This window comes from Streptomyces sp. NPDC030296, from assembly GCF_055572815.1.
Genome location: NZ_JBVICQ010000007.1, coordinates 84261 through 97078, shown reverse-complemented (window position 1 = coordinate 97078; position 12818 = coordinate 84261). Strand labels below are relative to the sequence as shown.

At 71.7% G+C, this 12818-nt stretch carries 11 protein-coding genes and 1 tRNA gene; 4 read left to right on the top strand and 8 right to left on the bottom strand.

Annotation, left to right across the window (positions count from 1 at the left end):
• Positions 1-31: 31 nt before the first annotated feature.
• The gene (locus ACZ4Z3_RS21125) at positions 32-1519 is read right to left on the bottom strand and encodes an aminopeptidase P family protein (RefSeq protein WP_468502442.1); all 1488 of its coding nucleotides are present in this window, start codon (positions 1517-1519) and stop codon (positions 32-34) included.
• A gap of 315 nt (positions 1520-1834) precedes the next feature.
• Positions 1835-3358 carry a SpoIIE family protein phosphatase gene (locus ACZ4Z3_RS21120; RefSeq protein ID WP_468502441.1) on the bottom strand — a complete coding sequence of 508 codons (1524 nt, stop codon included), beginning with the start codon at positions 3356-3358 and terminating at the stop codon, positions 1835-1837.
• 512 nt (positions 3359-3870) lie between these two features.
• Here ACZ4Z3_RS21120 and ACZ4Z3_RS21115 point away from each other — a divergent pair.
• Positions 3871-4536 (top strand): bifunctional DNA primase/polymerase, encoded by a 666-nt coding sequence (locus ACZ4Z3_RS21115; protein ID WP_468502440.1) that lies wholly within the window; start codon positions 3871-3873, stop codon positions 4534-4536.
• Positions 4537-4650: 114 nt separating this feature from the next.
• Here ACZ4Z3_RS21115 and ACZ4Z3_RS21110 read toward each other — a convergent pair whose 3' ends face one another.
• Entirely contained in the window at positions 4651-4959 is a 309-nt protein-coding gene (locus ACZ4Z3_RS21110) for a hypothetical protein (protein ID WP_468502753.1), read from the bottom strand.
• On the opposite strand from ACZ4Z3_RS21110, the gene ACZ4Z3_RS21105 reads away from it, so the two are divergent.
• Positions 4840-5442, top strand: coding sequence for a hypothetical protein (locus tag ACZ4Z3_RS21105; protein WP_468502738.1), 603 nt, complete (start codon positions 4840-4842; stop codon positions 5440-5442). The two genes, ACZ4Z3_RS21110 and ACZ4Z3_RS21105, sit on opposite strands and share 120 nt — an antisense overlap.
• A 245-nt stretch (positions 5443-5687) precedes the next feature.
• Here ACZ4Z3_RS21105 and ACZ4Z3_RS21100 read toward each other — a convergent pair whose 3' ends face one another.
• The 3 genes from ACZ4Z3_RS21100 to ACZ4Z3_RS21090 form a co-directional block, all read right to left on the bottom strand.
• Positions 5688-6677: a DUF5926 family protein gene (locus ACZ4Z3_RS21100; RefSeq protein WP_468502439.1), complete on the bottom strand. Its 990-nt coding sequence runs from the start codon at positions 6675-6677 to the stop codon at positions 5688-5690.
• A 174-nt stretch (positions 6678-6851) separates the two neighbouring features.
• Positions 6852-7394: an ATP-binding protein gene (locus tag ACZ4Z3_RS21095; RefSeq protein ID WP_055524417.1), complete on the bottom strand. Its 543-nt coding sequence runs from the start codon at positions 7392-7394 to the stop codon at positions 6852-6854.
• A 442-nt stretch (positions 7395-7836) separates the two neighbouring features.
• Positions 7837-8646, bottom strand: coding sequence for a glycerophosphodiester phosphodiesterase (locus tag ACZ4Z3_RS21090; protein ID WP_468502438.1), 810 nt, complete (start codon positions 8644-8646; stop codon positions 7837-7839).
• A 257-nt stretch (positions 8647-8903) separates the two neighbouring features.
• On the opposite strand from ACZ4Z3_RS21090, the gene ACZ4Z3_RS21085 reads away from it, so the two are divergent.
• Positions 8904-10733, top strand: coding sequence for a S1C family serine protease (locus ACZ4Z3_RS21085; RefSeq protein WP_468502437.1), 1830 nt, complete (start codon positions 8904-8906; stop codon positions 10731-10733).
• Positions 10734-10907: 174 nt separating this feature from the next.
• A tRNA-Ser gene (locus ACZ4Z3_RS21080) sits at positions 10908-10992 on the top strand.
• Between the two features lie 138 nt (positions 10993-11130).
• Here ACZ4Z3_RS21080 and ACZ4Z3_RS21075 read toward each other — a convergent pair.
• The gene (locus tag ACZ4Z3_RS21075; RefSeq protein ID WP_468502436.1) at positions 11131-12507 is read right to left on the bottom strand and encodes a tyrosine-type recombinase/integrase; all 1377 of its coding nucleotides are present in this window, start codon (positions 12505-12507) and stop codon (positions 11131-11133) included.
• Positions 12508-12566: 59 nt separating this feature from the next.
• Positions 12567-12752: a helix-turn-helix transcriptional regulator gene (locus tag ACZ4Z3_RS21070; RefSeq protein WP_468502435.1), complete on the bottom strand. Its 186-nt coding sequence runs from the start codon at positions 12750-12752 to the stop codon at positions 12567-12569.
• Positions 12753-12818: the final 66 nt, after the last annotated feature.

Genomic DNA, 12818 nt, shown 5'->3' with positions numbered 1-12818 from the left:
TCCCAAGGGCACCCCGGCCACCGCCCCCTTCTCAGCTCTCTCCGGCACCCTTCACGGACGCCATCCACAGCTCGACCTCATCACTCCGGCGAGGAAGCGCGGCGCTGAGGTTCCGGTTGCCGTTCTCCGTCACCAGGATGTCGTCCTCGATCCGGACACCGATCCCCCGGTACTCCTCCGGAACGGTCAGGTCGTCCGCCTGGAAGTACAGCCCGGGCTCGACGGTCAGCACCATCCCCGGCTCCAGCGTGCCGTCGACGTACGTCTCCACCCGTGCCGCCGCGCAGTCGTGGACGTCCATGCCGAGCATGTGCCCGGTGCCGTGCAGGGTCCACCGGCGTTGCAGGCCCAGTTCCAGGACGCGCTCCACCGGGCCCTCGACGAGCCCCCACTCCACCAGCCGCTCGGTCAGCACCCGCTGCGCGGCGTCGTGGAAGTCGCGGTACTTGCCGCCCGGCTGGACCGCCGCGATGCCGGCCTCCTGCGCGTCGTACACGGCGTCGTAGATCTTCCGCTGGATCTCGCTGAAGCGGCCGTTGATCGGCAGCGTGCGCGTGACGTCGGCGGTGTAGTACGTGTGGGTCTCCACGCCCGCGTCGAGCAGCAGCAGGTCGCCGGAGCGCACGGGGCCGTCGTTGCGGACCCAGTGCAGTGTGGTGGCGTGCGGGCCCGCGGCGCAGATGGAGCCGTAGCCGACGTCGTTGCCCTCGACCCGGGCCCGCAGGAAGAACGTGCCCTCGATGTAACGCTCGGAGGTGGCCTCGGCCTTGTCGAGCACCCGGACGACGTCCTCGAAGCCGCGCACGGTCGAGTCGACCGCCTTCTGCAGCTCGCCGATCTCGAAGTCGTCCTTGACCAGCCGTGCCTCGGAGAGGAAGACGCGCAGTTCCTCGTCGCGCTCGGCGGTGACCTTGTCGGTGAGCGCCGCCTCGATGCCCGCGTCGTGGCCGCGGACGACCCGGACGGGGCCGGTGGCCTCGCGCAGCGAGTCGGCGAGTTCGCGGACATCGGAGACCGGAATGCCGTACAGCTTCTCCGACTCGGTCAGCGAGTGGCGGCGGCCGACCCACAGCTCGCCCTGGCCGGAGAGCCAGAACTCGCCGTTCTCGCGGTCGGACCGGGGCAGGAGGTAGAGCGTCGCCTCGTGGCCCTCGTCCTTCGGCTCCAGGACGAGGACGCCGTCCTCGGTCTGGTTGCCGGTGAGGTACGCGTACTCCACCGACGCCCGGAACGGGTACTCGGTGTCGTTCGAGCGGGTCTTCAGGTTGCCCGAGGGGATCACCAGCCGGTCGCCGGGGAAGCGCGCGGAGAGCGCGGCGCGGCGGGCGGCGGTCTCGGCGGCCTGGGCGATGGGCCGCAGGTCGTGCAGCTCGGTGTCGGCCCAGCCGGACTTCATGTTCTCGGCCAGCTCGTCGGACACGCCCGGGTACAGGCCGTTCTTGCGCTGCTTGATGGGCTCCTCGGCTTCGGTGGCCTCGTTCTCCGGGGTCGCCGGCTCGAGCTCGTCCGCCACGGTCATCCTCCTAGGTACGGCACTGGACCCCGTCCATCGTACGGTCGCGACGGACGGGGCCCAGGGCCCTTCAGGACGTCTCACAGGCGGTCACCGAGGGCCTACGCGCAGCAGCCGTTGGGCTCGCGGGGAGCAGTCGTGCGGGGCTCGCGGGATGCGGTCGTACCGTCACACGGGAGGCAGCCGTACGGGCTCGGGGGGGATGCGGTCGTACGGGCTCGCGGGGAGCAGGCGTGCGGGTTCGCGGGAAGCGGTCGTACGGGGCTCGCGGGAGCAGCCGTGCTCGCTCGCGCGATGCCGTCGCGGCCCGGCCGGGGCCGGCTACTCGAACCGCGCCGCCAGCAGCACCACGTCCTCCGCGCCGTCCGTCGCGTCGAGCTCGTCCGGCAGCACGGTGCGCAGGACGTGGTCGGCGAGGGCGCAGGGGTCGGCGCGCAGCGCGCGGGGGACGCCGGCGGCGGCCGCGTGGAGCCGGGCGAAGGCGCGGTCGACGGGCTCGCCGGTGCGCTGGAGGAGGCCGTCGGTGTACAGCAGGACGGTTTCTCCTGGCTGGGCGGTCAGCTCGATGCTGGGCGCCTCCCAGCAGGCGAGCATGCCGAGCGGCGCCGACAGGGACGTCTCCACGAACTCGGTGCGCCGGTCGCCGATCACCAGCGGCGGGCTGTGCCCGGCCCCGGCCAGCGTGAGCTTGCGCGGCGCGGGCTCGACGTAGGCGAAGAGGGCCGTCGCGGAACGGGCCGGCTCGGTGAGGCGAAGCAGCAGTTCGAGGTCGGAGAGGACGGCGACGGGGTCCTCGCCCTCCATCACGGCGTACGCGCGCAGCGAGGCCCGCAGCCGGCCCATGGCGGCGATCGCGCTGGGCCCGGACCCCGTCACCGAGCCGACCGCGAGGCCGAGCGCGGCGTCGGGCAGCGGCAGGGCGTCGTACCAGTCGCCGCCGCCGCGCGGTCCGGTGCGGCGCCGGGCGGCGAGCTGGACACCGGGGACCCGGGGCAGCCGGGAGGGCAGCAGTTCCTCGGCGATCGTCGCCATGGACACACGGGTCCGCTCGACCTCGACGAGCCGCGCCAGGTGCTCGGCGGCGTACCGCGCGTACAGCCCGACGAGGTGTCGCTGCCGCTCGGCCGGTTCGGCGGGCTCGTCGTACAGCCAGACGACGGCGCCGAGGCGGCCCGCGGCGTCGGTGGACAGGGGGAGCGCGTAGCTGGCGGCGTATCCGAGCCGGGCGGCGACCTCGCGGTGGCGGGGGTCGAGCCCGTCCTCGGCGAACAGGTCGGGTTGAGCGATCTCGCTGTCGCCGCCGGGCAGTCCGTCGAGGATGCGGCCGTACGGCAGGGAGCTGCGCGGCACGGTCTCCATGTGGCCGAGGTCCGCGCGGCCGAGGCCGAGGCCGATGGTGGTGTCGGGCCCGAGCCCGTCGCGCGGTTCCAGGACGACGAGGCCGCGCCGGGCGCCGACCAGGGCGGCTCCGGCGTTCAGTGCCTCCTGAAGGGCGCCGTCGAGCGCGTCCGTGCGTGCCAGGCGTTCGGTGAGTTCGTGCAGGGTCGTGAGGTCCGAGACCCAGCCGGCGAGCCGGTCCTGGAGGACGGCCCCGGGGGGCGTGCCCGCTCCTGTGGCAGGGGTGACAGGCGAGGCGCCCGGGGCGGCAGGCGCGGGCGCGACAGTGTGTGCCGGAGAGGGAACCGTGGAATCGATTCCGGCCACTTTCGGAGGGTGAGGGGCGTTCATGGTGTCCGGCTTTCCGACCGGTGCGTATTGCTGAAAAGCATCGCAAACCCCCATGTCATTCTGCGCCGCTAGCAGTGTCTCCACATGTACACGCACTCGTGAGGGGATGTCCAGCATTGTCCTGCTGGGATATGTGGTGTCCGCGTGGCCCTGTTGGACTCGTGTCGGGTTGCTGTCCAGTCCTTTGGAAAAATCAAAGTTGGCTTAAAAGTGTTGTGGTGAACGGTGTATTGAGGTCGACTGGCCTTGTTCAACAGAGCGTCACAGCGATCGTGATGGGTACGTACTCGGTGAAGGCCAGGGGTGGCGCCAGCCATCCGGAACCTGGCGACGGAACCGGGCGTCCTATCCACCGACGACCGAGCCCCATCCTCCCGTGGCGGAGGCGGCGAGCAAACGCCGGACGGCAAAACGCCAGGCGTCGCCACCCCCACGCCACGCCATGCTTTGGACAGACTGCAAGTCAGCGCAAGCGATGGACGCGGACGTAGCCGAGCCAGCCCGCAGGGGTTCCCCTTGTCCGCGACAGGGGTGTGATGCGCCAGCAGGTACGCACAGTGAAGTGAACGACACATGTTGTGAGTGACCCCACGGTGTTGCCATGCGTGCAACGGAAAGGACGAGCGCTCATGCGCGAGATCCCCGGAAAGCGACGCAGGCTCCTGTCCAAGCGCAACGGCGGGAGGCCCGAGCTGCTCGAGCAGGCCCTGACGTTCGCGAGGGAATGGCAGTGGCCCGTACTCCCGGGCGTGGCGCCGGACCCGCAGGGGCGCGCCCGCTGCGCCTGCCCGGACCCGGAGTGCGTGGTGCCCGGCGCTCACCCGTTCGATCCCGGCCTGCTCGCCGCCACCACCGACGAGCGCATGGTCCGCTGGTGGTGGACCAACCGGCCCACGGCACCCATCGTCCTGGCCACCGGCCGCAGCGCGCCGTGCGCGGTCAGCCTGCCGGCCCTCGCCGCCGCACGGGCCCTCGCCGCGCTCGACCGCGGCGGCATGCGCCTCGGCCCGGTCGTCGCCGCCCCGCACCGCTGGTCGATCCTCGTCGCCCCGTACTCGATGGAGCAGCTGGGCGAACTGCTCTACGCCAAGGACTTCGTCCCCGGCTCGCTCCGCTTCCACGGCGAGGGCGGCTACATCGCACTGCCGCCGTCCGAGACGGGCCACGGCCGGATCCGCTGGGAGCGCGCGCCGCTGCCCGGCTCCGCGGCCCCCTGGGTGCCCGACGTCGAGGCCGTCGTGGACGCGGTCGTCGACGCCCTCACTCGTACGGGTGTGAGCGCCCCCGAGTTCTGAGCCCGCCCGGCGCGCGCTCGGCCGGGCGCCCCGGTGGGTCGTTATCTTCCGCTCATGCAGCGTCTTCCCGGGGGCCTCGTGGCCCCGTCGCCGCGCGGTCGGCACAGTGCGCCCTCACCCCGGACCCACCGAGCGACCGGAGTGGTGCGCGGTGGTCCGGACGCGCGCGGGCTCCGGCTCCTCGGGCTGACGGTCGTGGTGGCGTGCACCCTCACCCTGCCGCTCGTGGCATCGGCGGGACCCCTGGCCGACGCCGGCGACACCATGGCGCGGCGGGCTGCCGGACGACTCGACGGCGCGGGTGTGGAGCGGCTCTCCGCCGATGCAGCCGATGCAGCCGATGCAGCCGATGCAGCCGGGGCCGCCGGAGCCGCTGAAGTCGCCGATGCCGCTGAGGTCGGCGGACGCGCGGCGGCCGGGCACTCCGGGGGCGGGTCCGCGGGGAGACCGGCGGTCGGGTCCGGCGACGGACCTCACGACGTTATCGATGACAAGGCACGGGACGCCCGCGGGGACGCGGAGTCGTCCCGCTCGCACATGCTGCTCGGCCTCCGGCTCGCCACCGCCGCCCGATGCGGCCCCGAACTCACCTCGCCCGACGGCATCGAGGCCCAGACCTGCGTCCTCACCCAGGGTGAGGAGACCTGGGCGCGTACGTACTACCGCAACGCGACCGGACGGGAGCTGAGATCGGCCCTCAGCGTGATGGGTCCCGGCGGTCGAAGTGTGCGCATGCACTGCGTCGTGGGCGCGGAGGACGAGCCGGGGGTGTGTGAGACACCGAGGGAGCGCACTCAGGGCGAGCCGGGAGCGTACACGGCCGTGGCGGAGTTCGCGGCACCCGACGGAAGTGGGCCACTGCTCCTGCGTTCCGGTAGCAACTCCCCCGGCTCTCAAGGGCGTTGACGGCGACGCTGAATCCGTACAGTGCGGCCGCTCGCGGGCCCGGACATGAAAAGACCCGGTTGCTGGCGACGGGGGATGCACCAGCAACCGGGCTGATGGAACCGTAACAAGAGATCGGCGCTTCGCAAATTCGATCTCGGCTATTCGGACACGAATTTGCCTGTCACGTAGGGGAGTTGTGACAGGAGTCACCACAAACGCAGGGTCAGCGCCGACCGGTGGACGACCGGCCGGCGCTCCCCGTGTCAGCTGAGCGTGACCTGCCGGTTGGTGAGTCCACCGCGCGCCCGACGCTCGTCCGGGGTGAGCGGAGACTCCTCCGCCAGAGCCGCGGCGAGCCGCTCGGCGAACTCCGCGGCCGGCTTCTCGATGTCGTCCGCGCCGACCCCGGTGGGGAGGTCCCACACGGGCACCGTGAGCCCGTGAGCACGGAAGGAGCCCACCAGACGGGTGCCCTCACCGAGGCTGGAGGCGCCCGCCGCGTGCAGCCGCGCCAGAGCGTCCAGAAGACGCTCCTCCGGGTGCGGCATGACCCAGCGCAGATGGTTCTTGTCGGGGGTCTCGCACCAGTAGGCCGCGTCGACACCGGAGAGCTTCACGGTCGGGATCGCCGCGGAGTTGGCCCGCTCCAGGGAGGCGGTGACCTCCGGGGTGGCGTTCTCCGTGTCGGGGACCCAGAACTCGAAGCCCGTGTGCACAACTGGCTCGAACTCACCTTCGGGGTCGAGCAGGTCCTGCAGCCGCGGCCCGTCGGCCGGGGCGCGCCGGCCCTGGACGGGGGTGCCCGGCTCGGCGACGAGGGCGCGCTGGAGGGTGTCGGCGAGGTCGCGGCTGATGTCGCCCGACGCCGTGTCGTTCTGCAGGCCGATCAGCACCGAGCCGTCGTCGCGGCGCAGCGCGGGCCACGCCATGGGCAGGACGGTGGCGAGCGTGACCGACGGGACGCCCTCGGGGAGCGCCTCGCGCAGCTTCAGCTCGACGGTGGCGGCGGGGACCAGCTCGCGCAGCGCCACCCAGTCGCACTCGCCGGGCAGGCCCTCGAACGGGCGCTGCACCAGCTCGGTCACGGCCTGGGCGGCGGCCCGGCCGTGACAGGCCTTGTAACGGCGGCCGCTGCCGCAGGGGCAGGGCTCGCGCGCACCGACGACGGGGACCTGCCCGTCGGCGCCTGCGGTGCCGACTCCGCCGGTGCCCTGCGGGCGCTTGGCCTTCGTGTGGGGTCGCTTCTTGGCCATCGTGGGTGTCTCCCGATCACGGCTCGTCTCGTACTGGCGCGAGCCTAGCCGCTCGTACGGCGGCCGACGGGACCCTGTGGACAACGCACCGAGTCGTCCCTGAACCGGTGATTCAGGCCAGGTTGGTCGGTCGTGCCCGGGGTGACCGAGGGGCAGTGCAGGGCCGATCGAGGGTCAGTCCATGTCCTCGAACGCGTCCGCGAAGTCCAGGTCGGGCAGGGACGAGACCGACGGGGCCGTGACGCGCGTAGCGAAGTCGTCGCGGCGGTGGGTGTGGCGGACGTCGTCCTGGACGACGACCCAGACCGTGACCTCGCCCCGGGCGTCGTCGCGTACGCCCCAGTCGTCGGCCAGTGCCGTCACGATGTTCAGTCCGCGGCCGCCGTGTGCGGTGACCGAGGGGGTGGACGGAATCGGGCGGGTCGGGCCACCGCCGTCCGTGACCTCCAGGGTGAGCCGCCCCGAGGGGTCCATGCGCCACGCGCAGCGCACGTCGCCGTCGCCGGCCAGCGCGTCGTTGAGGGGCCTGCCGTGTTTGCAGGCATTGCTCAGTAGTTCGGAAAGGATCAGCAGGGCGTCGTCGATGACCGATTCCGCCACTCCACCGTCGCGCAACTGATCACGCAACCGGTGCCTCGCCTGCCCCACGCCCGCAGGGCCATGGGGTACGGCCATGCTCGACGACGTGGGCACCTCCTGTGCCACCACCAACGCCACCCCCGAGACCTCCTTCACCCCACGCCACGGTGTGAATGCCCCATGGGACTGGACTGGAAACCGGCCAACACATGTGCTCTGACGCACTCACACCGATCGAATACGGTCCGAACGCGCCGGTGCACTCCCTGTGAGGAGCTGGCTGAATTTCGCCCCCGATGTACGGACTTGTCCGCGCACACAGATTCGCCGGTCTGGCGGAATTCTTACCTCCGCCGAGCTGGTGTGCGGGGCTGCGGAGAGGGCCAGTGGCATGGCCAGGACTGAACAGGCGTGTATGCCCTGTATGGCGCGTATGGCGTGTATGCGGACGGGAAGCGGCGCGGCACGCGGAGGAGCACCCGGAGGGGGCGCGCCGTGGGGGCGCGGAGGGGGCTGCGGCGTGTGCGGCGAGGGTCGGTGGTGGGAGGAGGGGTGCGTACGCCGGCGTGCGCGACGCGGATCAGCGGTGGAGCTGGTCGAGGACCGCGCGGGGGCGGTTGGTGATGATCGCGTCGACGCCGAGGCCGACGCAGAGGTCGACGTCCTCGGGTTCGTTCACCGTCCATACGTGGACCTGGTGGCCGGCCTTCTTCAGGCGCTCGATGTACGCGGGGTGATTGCGCACGATCCGGATGGAGGGGCCCGCGATCCGGACGCCGCCCGGCAGGCGTCCGTCCCGCAGCCGGGGCGAGACGAACTGCATGAGGTAGACCGCGGGCAGCGTCGGGGAGGCGACCCTCACGCGGTGCAGCGAGCGCGCCGAGAAGCTCATGATCCGTACCGGCGACTCGTCGGCCGACGCCGGCGCGTCCAGCCCGAACCGCTTCAGCAGCACCAGGAGCCGCTCCTCCACCTGCCCGGCCCAGCGCGTGGGGTGCTTGGTCTCGATGGCCAGTTCCACACGGCGTCCCGCGTCGGCCACGAGTTCGAGCAGTCGTTCCAGGGTGAGGACGGAGGTGTCGGCCCGCTCCTCGGGGGCGATCTCCCAGTCGGGTGCCTCGTCGCCGTTCTTCCATGAGCCGAAGTCCAGCGCGGCGAGATCGGCGAGCTCCAGGGTGGACACCGCGCCGCGACCGTTCGACGTACGGTTGACGCGTCGGTCGTGGACACAGACCAGATGGCCGTCCGCGGTCAGCCGGACATCGCATTCGAGGGCGTCCGCACCGTCCTCGATCGCCTTCTTGTACGCGGCCAAGGTGTGCTCGGGGGCTTCCTCGGAGGCCCCTCGGTGGGCGACGACCTGGATCGGGAGCTGTCGTGCGTGGGTCACCGCGTCATGGTGCCACCGTGAAGGGGGTACGCGTCGGGGCGGTGGCGTCGAGCGGCTGCGGCACCAGGGGTGATGCGCACCTTTAGTCAGATAGATCCTATATAAAGGTTCCTCCCGGACCCACAGACACCGCTTATGGTGCCCTGACGGCTCGTGGGAAAAGCTGACCGCATACAGAAACTCGCGCACGGCCCCGCCGTGCGCCCGAGACGAGTCGACCGCTGACAGGTGACAGCCGTGGATCGAGGAGAGAAGCTGTGAGCACCGAGAACGAGGGCACCGCGGTACCCCCGGCCCCGTCCGCACCTCCCGTGCCGGTGGACACTCCCGCTGCCTCCGCGCCGGCCCCGGCCCCCGAGCCGAGCGCGGCCCCCGCGGGAACCACCTCCGAGTCGGCACCGACCGCCCACACGGCGCCCCCGGCTGCCACGGCCGGCGCCGCCGCCGAGAACGCCCCGACGGCCCAGCTCCCGCCGGTCCCGCCGACCGCACCGGACCAGACGGCGGTTCAGCCGCAGCCGCCGCACGAGCAGCCGGTGGCCCACGCACAGCCGCAGCCGCACGGCCGGCAGGCTCAGCCGGAGCTGGTGACCGCGGGTGCGCCCGGGTACGCGGCCGCGTCGGGCCCCGGCCATGGAGCCGGCCCCGGCTACGGGCAGGCGCCCGGCGCTGGCGGAGGTTACGGCCAGGCGCCCGGCGGTCCTGGTGTGCCGAGCGGTCCCGGTGTGCCGGGAGGTCCGGGTGCTCCCGGGGGCACCTCCGCCCCCGACGCCGCGTGGCCGCCCCCGGCTCCGCCGGCCGTCCCGTCGTACGCGGACGGCGGGCACACGTACGCCGACGGCAGTGGTGTCGCGGGACCCGGCGGCCCCGGGGACCAGGGCGGCGCCGGCGGGCACGGCGGTGGCGCGGGCGGCGGCTGGGGCTCCTCGTGGCAGCAGACGCAGCAGCCGGCCCCCCAGCCGGGCGGCAAGAAGCGCGGCGGCCTGATCGCGGCGGTCCTGGCGGCCGCGCTGGTGGCGGGCGGCGTCGGTGGCGGCATCGGCTACACGCTGGCCGACCGCAACGACAACTCGACGGGTTCCACGACCGTTTCGGCCTCCCAGAACGGCGGTGACGTCAAGCGCGCGGCCGGTACGGTCGCCGCGGTGGCCGCGGCGGCGCTGCCGAGCACGGTCACGATCGAGGCGTCCGGCAGCGACGGCGAGGGCGGTACGGGCACGGGCTTCGTGTTCGACAAGGAAGGACACATCGTCACCAACAACCACGTGGTGGCGGACGCGGTCGACGGCGGCAAGGTGTCGGCGACCTTCCCGAACGGCAAGAAGTACAACGCCGAGGTCGTCGGCCACGCGCAGGGTTACGACGTGGCGGTCATCAAGCTGAAGAACGCCCCGTCGGACCTCAACCCGCTGACGCTCGGTGACTCCGACAAGGTGGCGGTGGGCGACTCGACGATCGCGATCGGCGCCCCCTTCGGTCTGTCGAACACGGTGACGACGGGCATCATCAGCGCGAAGAACCGCCCGGTCGCCTCCAGTGACGGCTCCTCGGGCAGCAAGGCCTCGTACATGAGCGCCCTGCAGACCGACGCGTCGATCAACCCGGGCAACTCCGGCGGTCCGCTGCTCGACGCCCGGGGCAACGTCATCGGCATCAACTCGGCGATCCAGTCCGCGAGCAACGGCGGCTTCGGCTCCGGCCAGGCGGGTTCGATCGGCCTGGGCTTCGCGATCCCGATCAACCAGGCGAAGAACGTGGCCCAGCAACTGATCAAGACGGGCAAGCCGGTGTACCCGGTGATCGGCGCGTCGGTCTCGCTCAGCGAGGGCACCGGCGGCGCGGAGATCACGGACTCCGGCGAGAACGGCGCGTCCTCGGTCACGCCCAACGGCCCCGCCGACAAGGCCGGTCTGAAGTCCGGTGACGTGATCATCAAGCTCGACGACCACGTCATCGACAGCGGCCCCACCCTCATCGGCGAGATCTGGACCCACCAGCCCGGTGACAAGGTCACGCTCACATACATCCGCGACGGCAAGACCCGCACCGCCGAGGTCACCCTCGGCGAACGCCAGGGCGACAACTGACGAAGGCGCGGCTGGCGGGGGCGGTGCCTCCTGGCGTCCCCACGCACCGCCCCTCTCACGGGGCGGTGCGTGACCCGTCCTCCCCGCGAAGGGCCCACGCGCGGCCCACGGCCCCCGCGACCCGCGCCGGGCCGGTACGCTGTACCCGCTCCGCCCCTGGTGGGCCGGGGCGTGGGTGGGTTGCCCGAGCGGCCTAAGGGAACGGTCTTGAAAACCGTCGTGGCGCAAGTCACCGTGGGTTCAAATCCCACACCCACCGCATCGCAGGTCAGAAGCTTGCAGGTCAGAAGGGGTGCCACTCTCCGGAGCGGCACCCCTTCTGCATGCACCCTGTCTCACCCTGATTCGGCGGTATCCCACTTCTGACCAGCGCGTGCGGCCAACCTGCGGCCAGGATTCAGGACCCCTTCGCGCCGTCCTCGTGCTCCGCCAACCCCTGCTCGATCAAGGCGTTCATCTTCGCCTCCTCGCCGTCCAGGACCTTGGCGTAGTAGCGCTGAAGGACGGCGACGCTCTGTCCCGCGCGCCGGGCGGTCTCGGCGAGGCTCACCCCGGAGCGAAGCCAGAACGACACACAGGCGTGCCGCAGGTCGTACGGAATGGCGGCCAGCGGAGAGGCCACCTGCGCGGGCGTGAGCACCTTCCGCCGGGCCTCCTTCCACGCGGCTCCGTACTCCTGCGAACGGATCGGCCCGCCACGTACGGCGCTGAAGAGTCGTCCCTCTGGGGTGGTGCCGAACTCGTCGATGTGGGCGCGCAGGATGGCGACCAGCACCGGAGGGATGGGTACGGGCCGGACAGCGCGGCGGGCCCGATGCTTCAGTTGCCGTTCCTCGTACGGCTTGCCGTCGTCCGTCCACGCGGACCCCACCTGCGGCCGTGCGCCGGCGAGCATGAGTCGCCCCCAGCCTTCCGCAGGAAGGTCGCACTGGTCAGCGCTCAACATGGACACTTCCTCCGGGCGCATCGCCGCGTAGTAGATGCACCCGAAGAACGCGACGAGGTGAGCACCACGCGGTCCTTGCGCGCGGACCGCGTCCAGCAGCGCCCGTGCCTGCGCTGGCGTGGCGACGCTGCGCACGTCCAGTTCCTCCACTGCCTTGGGTGTCTCCCAGTGCACGCGGAGCAGCGGATTACCGGGCAGCAACTCGTGTTCCACGGCTAGGCGCAAGCAGTTGCTCAGCACCGCGCGGCGGCGCCGGAACGTGTTTGCAGCCGCGGGCTTCCCGTCCTGCCGCTTGGCCAGGTGCTCCAGCACCGTGCGGACGCGCTTGGCGCTGTCCAGGTCGACCACGGCCGGCGCGTTGCGCTCCACCCATGCCAGCGCCTTGGCTTCCGCCTCGGGTGGCTCCTGGCCATGACGCCCGGCGTTGAAGCCCCACTGGTAGAGGGCACGGCGCAAGATGTCGTCGTCCGGCCGCCCCTTGCCGGTCGGACACAGAGCCATCGTGGCGATGGTCAGGCTCTCCGCGATGCTCGCCCGGTGCTTCGCCGCCGCAGTCGGCCACTTCCGGGCGGCGTGTCCACGGGCGTGGGCGTACCAACTCGTACGGTTCCGCTCGCGCACCTCCGAGACAGGAAGCCCCGTCTCGGTGTCGAACGGCTCACCCTTGCGGGTCGCTGTCAGCAACTCCGCCCGGCGGGCGTCCGCGAGGGTCTTGGTGGCGAACTTCTCTTGGAACTCCGTCCCGTCGACCTGCCAGCGCAGTTGGAACGGAGCGACCTTGCTGGGGCGCTTGCGAACGCTCCAAAGGCGCACGTCGTAGCTGTGCATTGATCTCCCTGATGGAAGAGGGTCCCGCTGATCAGCGGGACCCTCCGGGGCGGTCTGGTTCAGGCGCTCATCTCGTACTTCGCCCACCACGCGTCGAGGTCGCTGCGGCGGCAGCGAAGCTGCCCGTTGGGGAGCTTGATGAGCTTGGGAGCCTTGCCGCGGGCACGCAGGCGGTAGAACGCGGCGCGGCTCATCTCGATCTCTTCGAGGACTTCGCGGAGCTTGAGCTTCTCGTTGCTGGGCAAGGTCGTGACTCCTTCTCGGGCGAGGCGTCCCGGTGGCCTTCTGAAAAGTCCGCTACCTGCGCTACC

Excerpts from the sequence above, each read along its gene's own strand:
- ACZ4Z3_RS21100 (WP_468502439.1), bottom strand. The coding sequence starts at position 6,677 with ATGGCCAAGAAGCGACCCCACACGAAGGCCAAGCGCCCGCAGGGCACC.
- ACZ4Z3_RS21115 (WP_468502440.1), top strand. The coding sequence starts at position 3,871 with ATGCGCGAGATCCCCGGAAAGCGACGCAGGCTCCTGTCCAAGCGCAAC.
- ACZ4Z3_RS21125 (WP_468502442.1), bottom strand. The coding sequence starts at position 1,519 with ATGACCGTGGCGGACGAGCTCGAGCCGGCGACCCCGGAGAACGAGGCC.
- ACZ4Z3_RS21075 (WP_468502436.1), bottom strand. The coding sequence starts at position 12,507 with ATGCACAGCTACGACGTGCGCCTTTGGAGCGTTCGCAAGCGCCCCAGC.
- ACZ4Z3_RS21120 (WP_468502441.1), bottom strand. The coding sequence starts at position 3,358 with ATGCTGGACATCCCCTCACGAGTGCGTGTACATGTGGAGACACTGCTA.